General features: G+C 35.4%; 19 protein-coding genes, 1 rRNA gene, 1 pseudogene and 1 riboswitch. Of the genes and pseudogenes, 5 read left to right on the forward strand and 16 right to left on the reverse strand.

Translation table 11 applies throughout. The features are described 5' to 3' along the window. Positions 1-308: 308 nt before the first annotated feature. The 11 genes and pseudogenes from KM885_RS16575 to KM885_RS16625 form a co-directional block, all read right to left on the reverse strand. Complete coding sequence (locus KM885_RS16575; RefSeq protein WP_047185718.1) at positions 309-977, reverse strand: hypothetical protein; 669 nt, start codon at positions 975-977, stop codon at positions 309-311. Positions 978-1,410: 433 nt separating this feature from the next. Further along, positions 1,411-3,294, reverse strand: a complete 1,884-nt coding sequence (locus KM885_RS16580; protein ID WP_244987058.1) for an ABC-F family ATP-binding cassette domain-containing protein — start codon at positions 3,292-3,294, stop codon at positions 1,411-1,413. 24 nt (positions 3,295-3,318) lie between these two features. Next, positions 3,319-3,501 carry a hypothetical protein gene (locus tag KM885_RS16585; protein ID WP_216884283.1) on the reverse strand — a complete coding sequence of 61 codons (183 nt, stop codon included), beginning with the start codon at positions 3,499-3,501 and terminating at the stop codon, positions 3,319-3,321. Between the two features lie 198 nt (positions 3,502-3,699). Further along, positions 3,700-4,167, reverse strand: coding sequence for a 6,7-dimethyl-8-ribityllumazine synthase (gene ribH / locus KM885_RS16590; RefSeq protein ID WP_145523825.1), 468 nt, complete (start codon positions 4,165-4,167; stop codon positions 3,700-3,702). 35 nt (positions 4,168-4,202) lie between these two features. Next, positions 4,203-4,811 (reverse strand): annotated as a pseudogene (gene ribB, locus KM885_RS16595) (3,4-dihydroxy-2-butanone-4-phosphate synthase); the annotation flags it as partial. Positions 4,812-4,823: 12 nt separating this feature from the next. Beyond that, entirely contained in the window at positions 4,824-5,477 is a 654-nt protein-coding gene (ribE, locus tag KM885_RS16600; RefSeq protein WP_060668445.1) for a riboflavin synthase, read from the reverse strand. Between the two features lie 167 nt (positions 5,478-5,644). Further along, positions 5,645-5,791, reverse strand: a riboswitch (FMN riboswitch). Between the two features lie 59 nt (positions 5,792-5,850). After that, on the reverse strand, positions 5,851-6,360 hold the full coding sequence (locus KM885_RS16605) for a TlpA disulfide reductase family protein (protein WP_047185723.1): 510 nt from the start codon (positions 6,358-6,360) through the stop codon (positions 5,851-5,853). Positions 6,361-6,474: 114 nt separating this feature from the next. Beyond that, positions 6,475-6,705: an excisionase family DNA-binding protein gene (locus KM885_RS16610; protein WP_047185724.1), complete on the reverse strand. Its 231-nt coding sequence runs from the start codon at positions 6,703-6,705 to the stop codon at positions 6,475-6,477. A gap of 24 nt (positions 6,706-6,729) precedes the next feature. Continuing rightward, positions 6,730-7,011, reverse strand: a complete 282-nt coding sequence (locus KM885_RS16615; RefSeq protein WP_145523822.1) for a GNAT family N-acetyltransferase — start codon at positions 7,009-7,011, stop codon at positions 6,730-6,732. A 346-nt stretch (positions 7,012-7,357) separates the two neighbouring features. Next, positions 7,358-8,176, reverse strand: a complete 819-nt coding sequence (locus tag KM885_RS16620; protein WP_047185726.1) for an alpha/beta fold hydrolase — start codon at positions 8,174-8,176, stop codon at positions 7,358-7,360. A gap of 166 nt (positions 8,177-8,342) precedes the next feature. After that, the gene (locus KM885_RS16625) at positions 8,343-9,371 is read right to left on the reverse strand and encodes a PTS sugar transporter subunit IIC (protein ID WP_216884285.1); all 1,029 of its coding nucleotides are present in this window, start codon (positions 9,369-9,371) and stop codon (positions 8,343-8,345) included. Positions 9,372-9,779: 408 nt separating this feature from the next. Here KM885_RS16625 and KM885_RS16630 point away from each other — a divergent pair, with 408 nt between their 5' ends. From KM885_RS16630 to KM885_RS16640, 3 genes are read left to right on the forward strand one after another with little or no spacing between them, the layout of a single operon-like run. Then, complete coding sequence (locus tag KM885_RS16630; protein WP_047185728.1) at positions 9,780-10,526, forward strand: DeoR/GlpR family DNA-binding transcription regulator; 747 nt, start codon at positions 9,780-9,782, stop codon at positions 10,524-10,526. Further along, a complete protein-coding gene (gene pfkB, locus KM885_RS16635) occupies positions 10,526-11,437 on the forward strand; it encodes a 1-phosphofructokinase (RefSeq protein ID WP_047185729.1) in 912 nt (303 codons plus the stop codon). The genes KM885_RS16630 and pfkB overlap by 1 nt, the downstream gene beginning before the upstream one ends. A gap of 14 nt (positions 11,438-11,451) precedes the next feature. Further along, entirely contained in the window at positions 11,452-13,329 is a 1,878-nt protein-coding gene (locus KM885_RS16640) for a PTS fructose transporter subunit IIABC (RefSeq protein WP_204798675.1), read from the forward strand. Between the two features lie 188 nt (positions 13,330-13,517). On the opposite strand, the gene KM885_RS16645 is transcribed toward KM885_RS16640, so the two are convergent. The 3 genes from KM885_RS16645 to pdxR all read right to left on the reverse strand — a co-directional run bounded on the left by KM885_RS16645 (position 13,518) and on the right by pdxR (position 16,402). Continuing rightward, entirely contained in the window at positions 13,518-14,354 is an 837-nt protein-coding gene (locus KM885_RS16645; RefSeq protein ID WP_216884286.1) for a DUF6612 family protein, read from the reverse strand. Between the two features lie 132 nt (positions 14,355-14,486). Then, positions 14,487-14,699 (reverse strand): hypothetical protein, encoded by a 213-nt coding sequence (locus KM885_RS16650; protein WP_128723430.1) that lies wholly within the window; start codon positions 14,697-14,699, stop codon positions 14,487-14,489. Between the two features lie 296 nt (positions 14,700-14,995). Continuing rightward, positions 14,996-16,402, reverse strand: a complete 1,407-nt coding sequence (gene pdxR, locus KM885_RS16655; RefSeq protein ID WP_047185733.1) for a MocR-like pyridoxine biosynthesis transcription factor PdxR — start codon at positions 16,400-16,402, stop codon at positions 14,996-14,998. 117 nt (positions 16,403-16,519) lie between these two features. On the opposite strand from pdxR, the gene pdxS reads away from it, so the two are divergent. Together pdxS and pdxT are read left to right on the forward strand one after the other, a co-directional pair. Further along, entirely contained in the window at positions 16,520-17,407 is an 888-nt protein-coding gene (pdxS, locus tag KM885_RS16660) for a pyridoxal 5'-phosphate synthase lyase subunit PdxS (RefSeq protein ID WP_047185734.1), read from the forward strand. A 48-nt stretch (positions 17,408-17,455) separates the two neighbouring features. After that, positions 17,456-18,052 (forward strand): pyridoxal 5'-phosphate synthase glutaminase subunit PdxT, encoded by a 597-nt coding sequence (pdxT, locus tag KM885_RS16665; protein WP_216884287.1) that lies wholly within the window; start codon positions 17,456-17,458, stop codon positions 18,050-18,052. Positions 18,053-18,428: 376 nt separating this feature from the next. Here pdxT and KM885_RS16670 read toward each other — a convergent pair whose 3' ends face one another. Together KM885_RS16670 and rrf are read right to left on the reverse strand one after the other, a co-directional pair. Then, positions 18,429-18,629: a DUF2187 family protein gene (locus KM885_RS16670; protein ID WP_047185736.1), complete on the reverse strand. Its 201-nt coding sequence runs from the start codon at positions 18,627-18,629 to the stop codon at positions 18,429-18,431. A gap of 269 nt (positions 18,630-18,898) precedes the next feature. Beyond that, positions 18,899-19,012 (reverse strand): 5S ribosomal RNA (gene rrf, locus KM885_RS16675). Positions 19,013-19,030 lie beyond the last annotated feature (18 nt).

Genomic DNA, 19,030 nt, shown 5'->3' on the forward strand with positions numbered 1-19,030 from the left:
CTATCTAATTCTATATATAAGATTATCAAATGAATAGGACACTTTCTAAAATTGTCTACTTTATAGATACAATATCATCCTTTATCACGGACAAATCTGGCTGGTTTCCTCCTTCAATCGTCCGTGAGATCCCTTATCATGGACAAATCTAACTAGTTTTCTTCTCCAATCGTCCATGAGATCCTTTGTCACGGACAAATCTGGCTGGTTTCCTCCTTCAATCGTCCATGAAAACCTGTCACAGCCCAAACACTCTTTCATTAAAAAAAGCAGAGCAAATTCAATTTGCTCTGCTTTTTTAATTCTATTTAATCTTCATCAAATCGATATAGCAATTCATAGTTGTCTTCGTTTAAAAGCTCGGCAACATGCACTCTTACTCCATGCCCAAAAACAACCTCGTCTTCTGTCATTGCCACAATCATTGCTTTTGTTTTGTTTTGAACATCCAAATAAATATCCCCAACAACCGGGTTTAATGCATCATCATTTTCAGCTAAATACGAAATCGATTCATCTTGTAATTGTTTTTCTTCGGGTACTAGGCTCTTGTCATAATAAGCAATTTCCTGGCTAGCGTCTTTCTTACCAGGAACTAATACGACATACTCATGATGTTTAACACCATTATCTCTTGTCGTTACAACATTTCCACCTTCCACACTTTCTACCTTTTCAATTTCATTTAAAGAATAGTGATCAAGAAAGTCTGGTGCCGGTTTAACGATGAGAATATAATCTCCAGGCTTAGCTTTTTCATTTTCGTCAATTGTGTAACGTTTACCATAAAAAATAAATGTATCATTATGTTTCGGTTTGTAATACTGTATCTCTTTCGCTTGCGTTAAAACTTGTTGCATATCCTTTAAGCGATATAAATGGACTGATCTTTTAAACATTGGTTTTACACTATATACTTTATGCAATTCATTTTTATAGAAAACAAATTGACCCTTTCTTACCTGGAAAAGTTTCATTTAATTCCTCCTAGTTGATTAATAAAGATAAAAGTTCAGAAAAAAGTATAGGACTTATCTCTTTATGTTAGCTGGTCGTAGGAAAGCATAAAGAAGACTTCCCCTACATAAGCCAACCAAGCATTGCTAAATTCTAATAGAGGTTATTCAAAAAGTCCAGTAAAAATGACACTTCGAATTCCCGACGCGCAGAAAACAAATTAAAGGAAGGCCGACTAAAACAGCCTTTGCGGCTAACTCACGTCTCCCTATGTAGGGGCAGCGTTGCAACAAATCTTTACCGCGGGATGAGTAATCGTAGTCCCAGGACGTTGTGTTCTTAGCCGACTCGGTCTTTTTAAACACACTAATAGTGAATGCTAAGTTTTCTAAGATTCATCCTCGAATAATCTTATATTATTTTCCACTAAAAACATATATTTAAACATATCTTCTAGGCATTTTCCATTTCTTCTATCAGTAAAGACAATTCTTCCCAACGCTCCATTTTTGCTTCTAGCTCCGCTTCAACTTCTTGCTGTTCTTTAAATAACTCCTGAACTTTCTCAGCATCACTTCCAGCTTCAACAATACCATTTTGTAATGCTTCTATTTTCATTTCCAATTCCGTTATTTGATCCTCTATTTGATCCCATTCTTTCTGATCCATATACGATAATTTTTTTCGTTGCTTTTTCGGTTTTGCTGTCTCCTTTACCTTTTCAGCCTTGACTTCCACTCTTCTTTCCATTCCTAGTTTATCTAAATACTCACTGTAGTTTCCGTAAAAGAGATCGATTCGTCCATTTCCTTTAAATACAAATAGTTGATCCACTACCCGATCTAAAAAATAACGATCATGGGATACAGTGAGAACGACACCGGGGAAATGATCCAAATACTCTTCCAAAATACTTAGTGTTTGTGTGTCTAAATCATTCGTTGGTTCGTCTAGAAATAATACATTGGGCTCTGTCATTAATACTTTTAGTAGATAAAGTCTACGTTTCTCCCCACCAGAAAGTTTACGAATATACGTATATTGTTCATACCTAGAAAATAAAAATCTCTCTAACATTTGTTCCGCAGTAATCATTTGCCCATCTTTTGTATGGATGACCTCGGCAACTTCCTTGATATAGTCAATGATTCGTAAATCTCCGTCTAGTTCTTCATCACCTTGTGTGTAATAACCAATTTTGACCGTTTCCCCAATATCAATTTCCCCATCATCAGCTTCTATACGAGCCGCCATCATATTAAGTAAAGTTGATTTTCCCGAGCCATTTGGTCCAATAATTCCGATACGATCCCCCGGGACAACTAGATGACTGAAATCTTTAATTAATGTTTTGCCTGCAAAGGTTTTAGAAATTCCTTTTAATTCTAATACCTTCTTACCTAACCTAGTTGAGCCTACCTGAAATTCAAGCTGATCTTTTTTCGTATCGAATGATTTCTCTTTCATCTCCTGAGCACGATTGATTCTAGCCTTTTGCTTTGTCGAACGAGCTTTTGCGCCTCGTCTCAGCCACGCTAATTCCCGTCTTAAAGTGTTTTGATGTTTTATTTCATTACTCATCTCTAGCTCTTCGCGTTCAGCCTTTTTTTCTAAGAAAACTTGGTAATTTCCTTCATAAATATATAAATTCCCTTTATCCAACTCAAAGATCTTATTTGTTACTCGATCTAAGAAGTAACGATCATGCGTTACTAATAATAAAGAACCTTTATATGTTTGCAAATACTTTTCCAACCATTCCACGGTTTCATTATCTAAGTGGTTGGTCGGTTCATCCAAAATTAATAAATCCGCTGGTTGAATTAAAGCTTTCGCAATCGCTACTCTCTTCTTCTGACCACCAGAAAGTTCAGAGACCTTTTTATCAAAATCAATAATACCAAGCTTTGTTAATACCGTTTTGGCAGTGGTATTAGCTTCCCAAGCATCTTCTTCATCCATTTTTTGTTGCATTTTCATTAAATGACTTTGAATATCAGGGTTTTCAGGATCTTGTTGGAGCTTTAGTAAAGCCGCTTCATACCCCCGCATTAATCTCATGATTTCTGCTTCACCATAGTAGATTTGTTCCATCACCGATAATTCTGGATTAAGTTCTGGTTCTTGAGCTAAATACTCTATATGATAATCTTTCGGATGATAAATATCTCCCTTTTCTGTAGAATCAATTCCAGCAATTACCTTTAAAAAGGTGGACTTTCCTGTACCATTAACCCCGATTACTCCTATTCGCTCATTTGGCGAGATGGTACACGTAATATCTTTAAATAACACTTTTTCGCCATACGACTTATATAAATTTTCAATTGTTAGCATAGGTATCTTCCTTTAAATAAATGCTTATTTTGCATTCTCTTTTCGATTTGTCAACCATGTTTTGATCACCACTACAAAAATAAATAATAACCATGAAGTTACTAAATAAAAAATCAACTTACTTCCTTGATTCATATCACTATAGAAAACAGCCATTGCAATCCAAATTACGAATGTTAATGCCAGTTGGCCTAATAATAGTTTCATTGTCATCTCCCCCAGAATGTAATAAAGAAGACTTCCATCAGTGGAGGTTTTCCTTCATCGCCCACTGATGGTGGGATAAATATCTCGAATCATCTTAAGTTCTTCCAACCTTTAGTTTAGCTTAGAAGACTATATTTTTCCACTTAAGAAAACAAAAAACCAAGTATGTATAATATGTACATACTTGGCTCCAAATCATTACCCTATTAATTTCATCATATTTGCCATTTCAATTGCCGTTACAGCAGCTTCTGCGCCTTTATTTCCCGCCTTTGTTCCGGCTCTTTCTATTGCTTGTTCGATTGTTTCCGTCGTCAATACCCCAAACACAACAGGTTTCCCGCTTTTCACAGAAGCTTGTGCAACACCTTTAGCAGCTTCATTACATACATAATCAAAATGAGGAGTAGAACCACGTATAACCGTACCTAACGTTATCACTGCATCATATCTATCTTGATTCGCCATTTTGTCGGCAATTAACGGAATTTCAAATGCCCCAGGAACCCAAGCTACATCCATTTGATCTTCACTCACACCATGTCTTTTTAATGTGTCAATAGCACCATCTAATAATTTACTCGTAATAAATTCGTTAAATCTTCCAACTACGATTCCAATTCTTAAATCTGTTCCAACTAAATTTCCTACGATTGTATTTACCATTTATTTCTCCCCTTTTCTTCTATATTTCCCTAAGAAATGATCATTTCTGTTTTCTTTCGATATGCAATTAAGTCTGCAATCGTAATAAATTTCAAATCAAACTTTTTTGCCAACGCTTCTAAGTGAGGCATTCGAGCCATTGTTCCGTCTTCTTTAATAATTTCGCAAATAACCCCGGATGGAAAAGCTCCACTTAATTTCGCCAAATCCACAGCAGCCTCTGTATGACCTGGGCGTGTAAGAACACCACCATCTTTAGCAATGATTGGAAAAACATGTCCAGGTTTTTTAAAGTCCTCTTCTTTTACCCCCGTTTCCATTAATGCGCGAATCGTTAATGCTCGCTCATAAGCACTTATACCAGTTGTTGTCTTTATATGATCGATGGATATTGTAAAAGCTGTAACAAGTGGATCGGTGTTTTCTCTAGCCATTCGATACAAACCTATTTTTTTTGCCAATTTCTCTTCTATCGGTGTACATACAAGTCCTTTTCCATGGGTAATCATAAAATTGATGACTTCTGGTGTTATTCTGTCAGATAAAGCAACAAAGTCTCCTTCATTTTCTCGATTTTCGTCATCACTTACAATAATTGGTTTTCCTTTTTGTAAATCAGCTATAGCCTCTTCAATTGTATGCATTTTTTCACTCCTTTACATAAAGCCATTTTGTTGTAAAAAGTCTTTACTTATTCGATTTACTTTCTGCTCGTGATCATCGTTTTGAAGCATTTTTTGAACATACTTTGCGAGCATATCACACTCAATATTTACAATATCTCCTTCTTCTTTTTCGCCAAGAATCGTTTCTTTTGCAGTATGTGGAATTAAGGAAATCGTAAAAATACTTTTTTGGATTCCAAATATAGTTAAACTAGTTCCATCCACTGTTATGGAACCCTTAGGCAAGATGTATTTGGTTAAGTCGTTGGGAATTTCTATGTCGTAATAAATAGCATTTTGTTCTTTTTTCTTTTTAACTATTTTCCCTGTAGCATCAATATGTCCAGAGACAAAATGCCCGCCAAATCTTCCATTCGCTGCCATAGCCCTTTCTAAATTTACGGAAGATCCTTTTTTTAGACTGTTTAACGATGTAGCTTTTATCGTTTCTGGCATGGCATCGACTTCAAAATAATCAGATGTGAAATGAGTAACGGTTAAACAAATACCGTTTACTGAGATGCTATCGCCTAACCCGACATCTTCAAGAATTTTACTCGAAGAAATAGTCATCGTTACAGCTTGATCAGAAACCTTTTGGATCTTTTTTACAGTTCCAATTTCCTCAATAATACCTGTGAACACAAATCTCCCTCCTTTTATTCCTTCATCAGGGGTATAAGATATTTAAATAAATGCAAAAAGCTCTCGACAGTAATACCATCGAGAGCTAAAAGGTTAGAATTTTAGTTAGCAAAATAAAGCATTTTTAACCTATACAAATACAGTATAGACCAAAATACGCCATTCTAAAATTCCTTCTCCCATCCAGACTTTAACTGTCGGTTCCGGATTCTCACCAGATCCACCGCTTGGTATCATAACCGCACGGGTCACGGACTTTGAAGCATTGCTTCATCACCGCCGGTAGGGAATTTCACCCTGCCCCGAAGGAATATATTCGTTATTAAATTCTATTTCATTGTAGCATAAGTTACCGTTCAATTCAAAATATTTTTTAATCCATCTTATTTAAATGCTCTACCATTGTTTCGTATGGCATAGCTCCTAGCGATTTATGCCGAATAATCCCTTTTGAATCAATCATATAAGTCGTAGGAATGGGATTGATTCGATATTTGCTTGAAACGGCCCCATCCCCATCTAGCCCAATGGTAAAGGTCATGCCAAATTCATCCACAAATTTTTGAACATGATCCCTTTTCATTTCTGTGTCTAATAAATTAACAGCTAAAACGACTACTTCATGTTTTTCATGAAATTTTTGCATGTCTGGCATTTCAACTTGACAAGGTGGACACCAAGTTGCCCAGAAATTAAGCATGACTGGTTTTCCTTTATAATCAGACAAGCTTACTTTTTCTCCATTTAACGTTTCTATTTCAAAATCAGGCGCTTTATTCCCTACTTCGATACCCTCTTTATTTTCCTCCGCCAATAATTGTTCCGTCATAAAAAAGGAAAAAAATATCCCTAATACGATAGGTATTAAATAGTTAAACTTCATGATTCATCCTCCGCTTAACATTATTTACTCTTATTGTTCCTGTGCATTACTAATTCATGCAAATAAAAAAGTGAAGTGAATGCTTTTAAGCTTTGCATTCACTTCACTTTTTTTCTAATCTTCATCTTTCACATCAATATCATCAGGAATAGGTTCATTTAGGTATTCCTGAATCATTAGTCGATATTTTTCTACTTGTTCGAAATGCGTGGTGAATTGATTTTGATTAATTAGGTACTGCTCACCATCATGGATTGCACGTATTCGTCCTTGCAGTACTAATGCAGAAACCTTTGTTACTGGCATAGATAAATAATCTGCAGTTTCCTGTACAGTTAGATACATTCGCCAATCGCACCTCTCTTTAATTTACTTTTCGGAAAGCACATCGTGATATTCTGGAGTTTCTTCCAATTTCCGCTTCACGTATGGACATAACGGAATAATTTTCTTATTATTTTCACGTGCATAGGCAACTACTTTTTCTACTAGTTGTCCAGCAATTCCTTGACCGCGAAGTTCATCAGATACATAAGTATGATCTACCACAATATTATTGCCACTAGACTGATTAAATGTTAACTCTGCAATTGGCTCCTTTACATCATCCCCAACATAAAATATATTCTCTGCCTTATTAATTGTAATCATACTATCTCTCCTATGTCGTTTTTCTATTATTATTAGGCGAGAGGACTCCCATCCTCAAGGTATGTGTAAGGGGTAACCCAATGAGTAAGTAGGAGGTGAATCGCCTTTTTGTACCAGAAAATATATGTTTATTCGTCCGCCAACGTTAAGCGTTCATCCATGTATGTTCGATCGTTTGAAACCCCTACTTCAAATTTTTGTTAGAAAATTAAGTGGTGGGAGTATTCATTAGCTATTATACCAATTATATCAATTTTATTGTAATCTTAGCCTTTATACCTGAAAAATAATAGTTACAATATAACATACATTAAACTACATTTAAGATCGTTGAGCAATTAGTCCTTTAAATTAAATAAGAAGAAATAAGAGTTGAAACTTCATTTGGTCTTTCCTCTGACACTAAATGCCCCGTTTCCTTAAAAGTAATTATTTCTGCATTCGGTAAGTCTTGAACTAGCCGTTTTCCTATACGTAATGGAACCACCCGATCATCTTCCCCCCATATAAGTAAGGTAGGGGTGTTAATTTTACCCAACTCGTAAGAAGATAAATCTCCTTCACGATGACGTAACAAACGGATTAGGGATTTGGGAAAGTTTTTCTCCTTTATAGGTCTTTCGAATTCTCTTATATGGTCGGCAGTAATATTGGATTGGTTATAAAATACATTTCTTAAACTATCCATCACACTACGACTATTAATAGCTCTTTTTACATACAAACTAAAGAAAGGTAAATAGGAAGAATACACTAATAACCTGTTCGAGCTTTTTAAATAACCGGAACTGGCTATTAAAAATAATTTCTTTACCTTATCTGGAATTAATTTTGCAATATTAAGGGCTATTTGACCTCCCATCGAATGACCAACAATGCAAACGGCATCCATACCAAAGTAGTCCATAATTTTTATTACTAATCTTGCATAGTTTTCATAAGAATAAAAAAATGATATAGACTTCTCGCTTCTCCCAAAACCAGGTAGATCTATTGCAACAATGGAGAAGTCTTTTTCTAAAAGGGGAATGATTTTATTAAACGTATAAGTGGAAGACACAAAACCATGAATAAGGATAACTGGTGGTTTTTCATTACAAACATATTCACAATAGACCTTTACATTATCTATATTTAACATGGTACTTGAAAGCTTATCTTTCATCTTTCCACCTCAAAATGATTTATTCATTTTTATATTTTCCCTTATCATAGTTGATATACTTTTTAATTATTATATTAGGCAAGTGCCCTAATATGTGATTTGTACCGTTCTTTTAAAAAAACTAAGGCATTCACCAAAGGGTTGGTAAAGTGCCTTAGTTTTTTTATTATTGTACTTCCATTTTTAGATCACCAGTTTCGGCCCAGCCTTTTAGTTTCAATGCATGATATATAGCTACAGAAATAACAGCTGGTAGAACTACACTAATAACAATGTACATTAGGAAAACTCCGATTCCTTGGTTGACTATGATATTAATTGGGGCAATTAGTGAGTTCAAACCTAATCCAGCTAACTGATATGGTACTTGGAAATTAAAAACAAGTATTGCTATTGGTGCACAAATGATAGCCGATAAGAATGGTCCAATTACTAATTTTGGATTTCTTACTAAGTTCGGAACTTGTACTTTTGGTGTAATTAAAGATTGTGCGATATTTGCACCAGCCTTGTTTTGCCTAAACGACATTGCCGTCCATCCAGCAAACTGTGCGGTACATCCAATCAAAGCAGCCGCACTCGAAACCGGGTCCAATTGAAGTGCGATTGCAATTGCCGCGGAAGATGCAGGAGACATAAGGAAAACACTCCATACAAGAGAAATCAACATAGCCCCAATCAATGGTGAGCCTGACACAGCATTCGTTATTTGTGCACTAATCAGTTCTAGTAATGGTGTAACAATTGCTGCTATACCAACTCCGCAAACTCCTCCTACAAATATGGCAGCGAACGGAATTGCCATCATATCTAGCTTTGTTTTTCCTGCTACCTTTTTACCAACATAAATCGCAAGTACAGCTGCTACTACCGCGCTTATAGGTTGTCCTGTGGTAAGAACCCACGATCCATCTGCATTTATATTTAATGCTCCAGCACCAACTGTTGCAGTGGCCATCGCGCTAAATATGATAAGTGTATTTCCACCTAGTTGATACGCTATACCTGCACCAATTGCCGGAGCAAGCATTAATTGCGCTGCCATCCCAACCGTTATAAATCCTTGCCAGCCTGTAAAATTTCCTAGAGTTTCAATTAGAAGGCCAATCCCTAATGTTACGAGAACCGCATTTGCTAGTCCGATCGAAGCTTTATATGTTCTATCTACCAAATATTCTTTTGTTGATTTCTTCATCCTTTTGCCTCCTAATTTACGTGAATTGATTGTTTCTATTAAATTTAGGGAAAATAAAAAGCCCTCCGGAATGGATGGGCGCTTAACTTAATTGCTTGAGCGCCGCTTCAAAAGTTAATACGCAAAACGGACTCAAACAATTACCATATATTTAATGGAAATGTTTCAGTCCTAGCTAATTAAGTTAATAATGAGAATGTTATTATTTTTTAATTGTTGGATGCGGTTCATGTCGATTCTCCTTTTATATTAAAAATTGTTTTTTAACATAATAATATAAGTTTTTAAAAGTGTCAATTAATTATTTTTTCTGAATTCAAATTTCCCCAAAAACGTTTAAACAAGATGGTATTTACTGATTGTTTTTGAATGTTTTTGGTGTTAAAATACTGCGTGGGAGGTTATGCTATGTTAACCGAAGAAAGACATCCCATAATAGTAGACATGGTAAAAAGGCAAGGAATCGTAAAAACCCAAGACTTAATGAAAGCATTAAACTGTTCGGAGTCAACGATTCGCCGAGACCTTGAAACCCTACATAACGAAGGGAAAATTAAGCGCATCCACGGAGGAGCGAAACGCATATATCAAATTGATGAGGAATTAACTGTTAGTGAAAAGTCACTCAAAAACGTTCAAGAAAAATCCGTAATCGGAAAAGTGGCTACATCACTAATAGAAGAAAATGATGTTATTTTCTTAGATGCCGGTACGACAACAATGGCCATGATAGATTTCATTGAAAAAGGGAATATTACAGTAGTAACCAATGGAATCCAACATGCTTCTCTACTAATCGATAAACAAATTAAAACGATATTGATTGGAGGAAGAATTAAGCAAGGCACTAAAGCCATGGTTGGTTCTACAAGTTTAACGAACCTGCAATCGTTTCGTTTTAATAAAGCCTTTCTTGGGGTAAACGGTATAGACATCGAATTTGGTTTAACGACCCCTGATCCTGAAGAAGCAGCCATAAAGAAAATGGCACAACAACACTCCTCCATGACCTATATATTGGCTGATCATACAAAATGGAATAAGGTCAATTTTGTTCATTTGTTTGACTTAGAAGATGTGACAATCATAACAAATGATTCCAAAGAAGATCTATCATTATTTAAGGAAAAAACAACAATTTTGGAGGCAAAATGATGATTTATACGATAACACTGAACCCTTCTATTGATTACATTGTTCACGTTAACCCTTTTCATCTAGGTGAATTAAATAAAATGAACGACGATGCAAAATTTCCTGGTGGAAAAGGCATCAACGTTTCAAGAGTGTTAACGGAATTAGAAAGTGATACAACAGCAATTGGTTTTCTTGGAGGTTTCACAGGTAATTTCATAAATGATCGGTTAAACAAAGATGGGATTCATTCAGATTTCATCTCCATTTCCGATGATACTCGAATCAATATTAAACTCAAATCTGACGTTGAAACTGAAATTAATGGTCAAGGCCCTACTATTACACCATCTGAGGCCAATGAGCTTTTATCAAGGTTAGACAACGTGAATAAAAAGGATACGGTTATCTTATCAGGGAGTAAACCACCATCCCTATCAGAAGATTTTTATGAAGAAATGGTTAAAAAGGTAAAAAAAGCACAAGCGGAATTTGTAATTGATACGACCGGTAAAGATTTAAAAGCAACACTCTCTTATCAACCGCTTTTAGTAAAGCCGAATCGTGAAGAGTTATCCGAGCTATTCCATGTAAGTTTAAATACTATTCAAGATGTAATCCCTTATGGTAAAAAATTACTAGAAATGGGAGCGAAGCATGTCATTGTATCGATGGCAGGTGACGGTGCATTACTATTTACTAATAATGGAATTTATCAAGGATTCAATCCAAAGGGAAACGTAAAAAATTCCGTAGGTGCAGGAGATTCCATGATTGCTGGATTTATCGGTGAATTCACCAAAAATCAGGATCCAATATCTGCATTTAAAATGGGAATTGCTTGTGGAAGTGCAACAGCTTTTTCAGATGATTTAGCGAAAAAGGAAACAATCCTTTCCCTTCTCAATCAAATAGAAATTAAAGAAATTTAACAAAGGAGATAGTCATGAAAATAACCGATTTACTTAGAAAAGACATCATGCTCCTTGACCTTCAAGCAACTGAGAAAGAAGCTGTCATTGATGAGATGATTGAAAGTCTAGATAAACATGGTGTCATCACAGATGTAACTGAGTTCAAAGAAGCTATTTTAAAGCGAGAAGCACAAACATCAACAGGACTTGGTGATGGTATTGCCATGCCACATGCTAAAAACAAAGCAGTGGAAAAACCAACTGTTTTATTCGCAAAAAGTAACAAAGGTGTCAATTATGAATCACTTGACGGACAACCTGCTTACCTTTTCTTCATGATTGCTGTACCAGAGGGAGCAAATAACACTCATTTAGAAACATTAGCCGCTTTATCTCGTCAATTAATTGATAAGGAATTTGTCGACAGTTTAAAAAACGCCAAAACTCCAGAAGAAATCCATGCTTTATTTGATGAGGAGCAAGAAGAAGTAGAACAAGAAGAACGTGCGGATGAAGAAAAGGAAACAAATGGAACGAAACCATTTGTAGTCGCAATTACCGCTTGTCCCACAGGAATAGCCCATACGTATATGGCAGAGGATGCTTTAAAGAAAAAAGCAAAAGAAATGAATGTCGATATTCGGGTGGAAACCCAAGGGTCAGACGGAGCTAAAAATTCACTATCCAAGGATGAAATTGAACGTGCCAATGCTGTTATAATTGCAGCAAGTAAAAAAGTCGACCTTGAACGTTTTAACGGAAAACATCTCATTCAACGCCCTGTTTCAGATGGAATTAATAAAACAGAGGAGTTAATTACGAAGGCAGTCAATAAAGATGCCCCTGTTTACCAAGGTAATAACGGTGAGAAACAAACAGATAATAACGAAGAAAAATCAAATTCGGTATGGGGTGGCATTTATAAAGACATTATGAATGGAATCTCCCATATGCTTCCATTTGTTGTCGGTGGTGGTATTTTAATTGCTATCTCCTTCCTAGTGGAAAGTTTTGTTGGAAGTGAGAGTACGATTTTTACTTTCTTAAACGATCTCGGTGGAAATGCATTTGATTTCCTAATACCGATTTTTGCTGGATTTATTGCCCTAAGTATTGCTGATCGTCCGGGACTTATGCCCGGTATGGTTGGTGGTTTAATTGCCGTTAATAGTAACGCGGGCTTTCTTGGTGGTTTAGTTGCCGGTTTCTTGGCTGGTTATGTTGTTGTTTGGCTTAAGAAAGTATTTCATCGTCTACCGAAGTCAGTAGAAGGCCTAAAACCAATCCTTATTTATCCAGTGTTAGGTCTATTCGTAACAGGATTACTAATGTACTTTATTTTCGGTCCTATTTTTGCAACCATTAATACGGCTATGGTAACATTCTTAGAAAACCTAGGTACTGGAAATGCTGTTATTTTAGGAGCAATTCTAGGTGCTATGATGGCAATTGATATGGGAGGACCATTTAATAAAGCCGCTTATGCCTTTTCTATCGGTATTTTCACAGATACTGGTGATGGAAGTTTAATGGCTGCAATTATGGCCGGTGGGATGATTCCACCACTAGCTATCGCTTTAGCTACTACATTATTTAAAAACAAATTTACAGAATCAGAGAAAAAATCTGGTCTTACTAACTATATAATGGGGCTTTCCTTTGTTACAGAAGGGGCTATTCCATTTGCTGCGGCAGACCCATTACGTGTAATAGGTTCCTCTGTTCTTGGTGCTGCAATTGCCGGAGGTCTAACACAATTCTTTAGTACTGCTATCCCAGCACCTCATGGTGGAATATTTGTTATTCCACTAGCAGAAAAACCACTTCTTTTCTTGCTTTCTTTAGCAATCGGTATGATTATATCAGCAGTTGTATTAGGAGTTTGGAGAAAACCTGTAAAGGAAAAGTAATGAAAATATGAGATAAACCGGATATGGTTTATCTCTATTTTTATTCGAATAACCCCCTAAGAAGCGAAATAACGAACGTAAAAACATTTGAAAGCTATTCGACTGTGGAAATTACAGATAATGGTCATGTTCGTATCTTTCCTTAAAATTTAAAAGTCAACCATTCGCCAAAATGGTTGACTTTTTTTCTACTCAAATTCCGATACTTCTTTTGCCGATTCTTTTACTTCTTTAGGAATTTCAATATGTTCAATTGTATTTATATTACGATAAACAGTATTCACATTCTGTTTAATATTCATTTCTTCTCCTTCAACAGTCATTTTCATATCCATATCTACATGATACTTCTCAATTTGATAGGAGTCCTTATTAATCGATATTTCTACTTCTAAATCATTAATCTCTGTATTTTCAAGAACTTCTGTTATTTCTTCACCCATTTGAGAAGTGAGTTCCTCTGGTATAATCTCTTTGAGCAAATCTTCTGTTAAATTTTTTACTTCATCTTGATTAGGGGAGAATTGGAATATATAGGCCTCATCGGTTTCTTCATATTTTAGATTATCTACATAATCTTTAAACATGTTTAACTGGTCTGATGTGTCCATTTGTTCTGTATTAATGAAATCCATAGGAATTGTAGAATCATCCATTTTTAACCATTCTTCCGTTATGGAGTCATAACTGTAAATTTCGTTATCAACGAAATATAATTCTTGCTCCATTTCCATCGGCTCATCCATTTCTTCTCCCATCGAAATAGAAGTTGTTCCCTTTTGATGCATGACGAGTGGTTCAGTAATAATAGCTCCTGACATTTGACTTTCCATTACCATGGCATCTTCTTCCTGAGGCACACTCATCTCCTGTTTCATCTCTATATCTACTTCTGCACTGTTCATTTCTTCTGCGGCTTCTAAAGCTTTGTTATAAATCCCATTTACTTCCTTATCTCCACTACTACAGGCTGCAAGCCCCAAAAAGGCAAACGTAAGTAAAAGTAGTGTAATGCTCTTTTTCATTTTGCAATCCCCCATTTGATCATGATACCTTTTCATACGAAAGTATATATATAAAGGTTTCAATTATTTTCTAGTTATAATTGTGAATTAATGAGCATTTGAATACATAAAGCTCTATTGTATAGAGCTAGGTTATTTAAGCACCTTCAATTGAATGAAACTTTCCCCTTCTTTAATCAGTTCGCTAATGGTCATTCTTCTTTTACTTACTTCCTTTTCAATTATGCCTAATTCAGTTCTCATCTTTTTAATTTTAATCCCTTTCTCGATATTTTTACTTATGTAGATATAGAAGGCGCCCAATAAATGTTTTGGTATACTTGAATAGAATTCATTTCTTTCCACTCTTCTTCCCCCTAAGCTATTCTTTTTTATAGCATCAAACATTAGAAAACTTGGCATTTTACTATAGCTACTTAAAATGAAATTTTCTAACAACAACTGCTATTCCCAAAAGCAGAAAGTTTTAAACCTCCTAATCGAAAAAAATTTGATGAAACCTCTCATTTTTTTCGGAAGGATTTTTTAACTATTATAACTACAAATCTTTTTCCACTACATTTTTACTCAAATTTTACCGAACGAATTCCTTGGCAGTTTCAGTAAAAACGAATACATCATTAAATGAATAATTGCTCGAACTATTTGCCCATCTCTAATTCCCAACTATTAAATAATAAATGAATGGCCTTCTCCAATTCGCCCTCGGGAATACCAGCAAACCCTAAAATAATCATCGGTGGATTTTTATCCCACTTTTCAAGAAAATAATAGGACAATGGATAGATAGTAATCTTTGATTCCCTTGCTCTTTCTACTAGCTCTTCCTCTCTCATCCCATTTTTTATAACTAGTACAATATGAAGGCCGGATTGTTCTCCAATCACTTGTATTTCTTTAAAAGGTTTTATTAACTCTAACGTTTTATCTAATTTTCTACGGTAAATTTTCCTCATTCGATTTAAATGTCTTTCAAAGTCGCCCTCTTTCATAAACTCTGTTAAGATATGCTGATCAATTCTGGAAACAGTACATTGATAAAAAGACAATTCTTCCTTATATCTCTTCCATAACTTTTTCGGTAAAACCATATAACTAATTCGCAAAGATGGAATAAGTGACTTGGAAAACGATCCAAGATAAATTACTTTTCCTGCTTGGTCCATACTTTGCAAAGAAGGAATAGCCTTACCACTATACCGAAACTCACTATCATAATCATCTTCAATGATATATCGATTCTCCGATTCTCTAGCCCATTTTAATAATTGCATCCTTCGATTGACGGAAAGAACAGAGCCATAGGGAAAGTGATGAGAAGGTGTAACGTAAACGATATCAATATTTGTATCTTCTATTTGCTTTACTTTAATTCCATCCCCATCCACTCGTAAAGGATATACTTCTTTTTCATTGTTCTTCAGCAATTTTGAGATGATGTGATATCCAGGATCCTCTACTCCATAAATGGTGTCCCTCTTAAATAAAAGAATCAATTGCTGTAGTAAAATCTCACTTCCTGCACCAATGATGACTTGTTCAGGTGTACATTGAACTCCTCTAGCATGATATAAATATTGTGCGATTTCCTGTCGCAGTTCCAATTCCCCTTGCATATCTCCTAATAAAAGTAAAGAATGATAGTTCTCATCAATCATATTTTTTGCATATTTTCTCCATTTTTTAAAGGGAAAATTTTCCGTGTCAATCCAACTTGGGTGAAAATGATACGTTAATCTTTCCTCCTCTACTTCCTTTTCACCCACTTTTATTTCATTTTGCTGAACATATTCTAATTCTTCATATGCTAATACAAAATAACCTTTTCTCGGAATACTTTCGACATAACCTTCTGCTAGTAATTGATCATAAGCCGTCTCAACCGTATTTTGACTGATTCTAAGAAACTCAGATAATTTCCTTTTAGATGGAAGCTTAGCCCCGTATTCTATTCTTCCTTCAATGATTTCGTTTTTTATAAAATTATATAATTGTTCATATAATGGTACTTTACTTGATCGGTTTAAATGACAAGATAACATCTCCATTTTTATACTCCTTTTCAATTGACCCCTTCAATTAATTAAAAACTGACACTTCCAATAGTATCACATTTATTTTTATAATGTAATATATATTTTGAAAAGAGAATGGAGTTGGATTAATTGGAAAAGTTATTAGGAACTGAGGAAGTAAAACGTGGAATGGCTCAAATGCAAAAAGGTGGCGTCATCATGGACGTTGTAAACGCGGAACAAGCAAAAATTGCGGAAGCATCTGGTGCAGTTGCAGTTATGGCTTTAGAAAGAGTGCCATCTGATATTCGTAAAGCTGGTGGCGTTGCTAGAATGGCTGACCCAAGAATTATGGAAGAAGTCATGAATGCCGTATCTATTCCGGTAATGGCAAAAGCACGGATCGGACATATTACTGAAGCCAGAGTGTTAGAGGCTATGGGTGTTGATTACATAGATGAAAGTGAAGTTTTAACTCCTGCAGATGAGGAATTCCATTTATTGAAGAGTGATTTTACCGTTCCATTTGTCTGCGGATGCCGTGATTTAGGTGAAGCAGCACGTCGTATCGGTGAAGGTGCATCTATGCTTCGTACAAAGGGAGAACCAGGAACAGGAAATATTGTTGAAGCTGTTCGTCACATGCGTAAAGTAAATGCCCAAGTACGTAAGGTAGTCAGAATGAATGATGACGAATTAATGACAGAAGCGAAAAATCTTGGTGCACCATATGAGATATTAAAACAAATTAAAGAAGCAGGAAAATTACCCGTCGTTAACTTTGCAGCAGGTGGCGTCGCAACCCCAGCAGATGCAGCATTAATGATGGAACTTGGAGCTGACGGTGTATTCGTTGGATCAGGTATTTTCAAATCAGAGAGTCCTGAGAAATTTGCCAATGCTATCGTTCAAGCAACAACATACTATACGGATTATGATTTAATTGGTAAATTATCTAAGGAATTAGGATCTGCAATGAAAGGAATAGAAATATCTAAACTAGGAAACGAAGATAGAATGCAAGAGCGTGGATGGTAAACAGAAAAGTGAAACTGTTATAGTTTTGTTAGCAGGATGTGAAAAATAATGACTAAATTAACAATTGGTGTTCTTGGGCTTCAAGGAGCAATTGAAGAACACGTTAAACATATTCATGATTTAGGATTACAAAGTCTTATTGTAAAGAAACCCGAACAATTAAAAGATGTGAATGGACTAATTCTTCCAGGTGGGGAAAGCACAACGATGAGAAAACTTATTGATCGTTATAGATTTTTTGAAGCTCTTAAGGAGTTTTCAAATAAGGGAATACCTATATTTGGAACTTGCGCCGGTATGGTTCTTATAGCAAAGGAAATTATCGATTCTTATACGAGTCATTTAAACTTAATGGATATAAGTGTGAAGCGAAACGCATTTGGTAGGCAGGTCGATAGTTTTGTAACTGCGCTAGATGTAAAGGGTTTAAACGATCCATTTAACGCCATTTTCATTCGTGCTCCTTATATCGAATCGGCGGGAAAGAATGTGGAAATCTTGGCTACATATAATGGGAAAATTGTTGCAGCAAAACAGGATCATATTCTAGTCAGTTCCTTTCACCCAGAACTTACCGACGATAACCGATTTCTGGAATTATTTGTAGAGATGGTAAAAGAACAAAAAGTGGAAATGGTAAAATAAATAACTTAACGAATACCCTGGTAGTTCTGATCGTGGAGAAAACACATGAAATAACATACTTCTATAGAACATATTCAAAAAATAATCGGCATGAGATCAAGTTTTTAAAATTGATTTCATGCGGTTTTTCATTTTAAAAGTGGTTTGTTTTATCCCGAATTCTTTTAATATCTAATATTTAATTGTTTAAATAATTAACTATATCGAGTGACGAATCCCTAAACAAAGAGGAAAACCTAAATCCGAACACTTTGATATTCAACGAAAAAAGCATACCAATCACTTTTGGATTTGATATGCTTTTAACTTGTTAATTTATTTTTTATCCACCAAAGATAAACTAATTAGCCTCTTACATCCTGTGTTATATTCTCTATTACTTAACACGTTTATAGTTCTTATGATTCACTACTGTTTTGATTGGCTCCCCAGTTTCTTGATGTTTTCCAGTTTGAATGATAACAGAGTTTTCTCTTACTAGAAGTACTTTACCTTCTTTTCCTTTTTGTTCACCTTTAACTACTTTTATCGTATCGCCTTCACTTGCTTTCTTTACCTCTTTTTCTTCCGTTGCCATTTCGTTTCCTCCTTTATAGAAAGGCTCCTCTTATTCTTGTACAAATTGTAAAAATCATTCATATTTGAGCCTGATATCATTTAGAAGCAATTGCAGTCTTTTGACCTATTTAAATTTAGCATATTTTTAATAGAATCTCATTTATTTTGTATTGGTTTATTATCTTTTAGGAAAATTAGGTTTGTCAGAATAGCCTTTTGCAAAACTTTATACTTTCACGAAATACAAAAAAGGCAAGATATGCATACCTTGCCTTTTTTGTATTTATTGCCTGGCGGCGTCCTACTCTCGCAGGGGGAACCCCAACTACCATCGGCGCTGGAAAGCTTAACTTCTGTGTTCGGTATGGGAACAGGTGTGACCTCTCCGCCATCGCTACCAGACAATTGATATTCAATTAG

The organism is Oceanobacillus caeni (genome assembly GCF_019037185.1).
Lineage (GTDB): Bacteria > Bacillota > Bacilli > Bacillales > Amphibacillaceae > Oceanobacillus > Oceanobacillus caeni.

Bases quoted from the DNA above. Each gene is read 5' to 3' on its own strand.
- KM885_RS16610 (WP_047185724.1), bottom strand. From the start codon at position 6,705: ATGTATCTAACTGTACAGGAAACTGCAGATTATTTATCTATGCCAGTA.
- KM885_RS16630 (WP_047185728.1), top strand. From the start codon at position 9,780: ATGTTAACCGAAGAAAGACATCCCATAATAGTAGACATGGTAAAAAGG.
- KM885_RS16575 (WP_047185718.1), bottom strand. From the start codon at position 977: ATGAAACTTTTCCAGGTAAGAAAGGGTCAATTTGTTTTCTATAAAAAT.
- KM885_RS16615 (WP_145523822.1), bottom strand. From the start codon at position 7,011: ATGATTACAATTAATAAGGCAGAGAATATATTTTATGTTGGGGATGAT.
- KM885_RS16670 (WP_047185736.1), bottom strand. From the start codon at position 18,629: ATGGCAACGGAAGAAAAAGAGGTAAAGAAAGCAAGTGAAGGCGATACG.
- KM885_RS16645 (WP_216884286.1), bottom strand. From the start codon at position 14,354: ATGAAAAAGAGCATTACACTACTTTTACTTACGTTTGCCTTTTTGGGG.
- KM885_RS16580 (WP_244987058.1), bottom strand. From the start codon at position 3,294: ATGCTAACAATTGAAAATTTATATAAGTCGTATGGCGAAAAAGTGTTA.
- KM885_RS16620 (WP_047185726.1), bottom strand. From the start codon at position 8,176: ATGAAAGATAAGCTTTCAAGTACCATGTTAAATATAGATAATGTAAAG.
- KM885_RS16605 (WP_047185723.1), bottom strand. From the start codon at position 6,360: ATGAAGTTTAACTATTTAATACCTATCGTATTAGGGATATTTTTTTCC.
- ribH (WP_145523825.1), bottom strand. From the start codon at position 4,167: ATGGTAAATACAATCGTAGGAAATTTAGTTGGAACAGATTTAAGAATT.
- KM885_RS16640 (WP_204798675.1), top strand. From the start codon at position 11,452: ATGAAAATAACCGATTTACTTAGAAAAGACATCATGCTCCTTGACCTT.
- pfkB (WP_047185729.1), top strand. From the start codon at position 10,526: ATGATTTATACGATAACACTGAACCCTTCTATTGATTACATTGTTCAC.
- KM885_RS16625 (WP_216884285.1), bottom strand. From the start codon at position 9,371: ATGAAGAAATCAACAAAAGAATATTTGGTAGATAGAACATATAAAGCT.
- KM885_RS16585 (WP_216884283.1), bottom strand. From the start codon at position 3,501: ATGAAACTATTATTAGGCCAACTGGCATTAACATTCGTAATTTGGATT.
- pdxR (WP_047185733.1), bottom strand. From the start codon at position 16,402: ATGGAGATGTTATCTTGTCATTTAAACCGATCAAGTAAAGTACCATTA.
- pdxT (WP_216884287.1), top strand. From the start codon at position 17,456: ATGACTAAATTAACAATTGGTGTTCTTGGGCTTCAAGGAGCAATTGAA.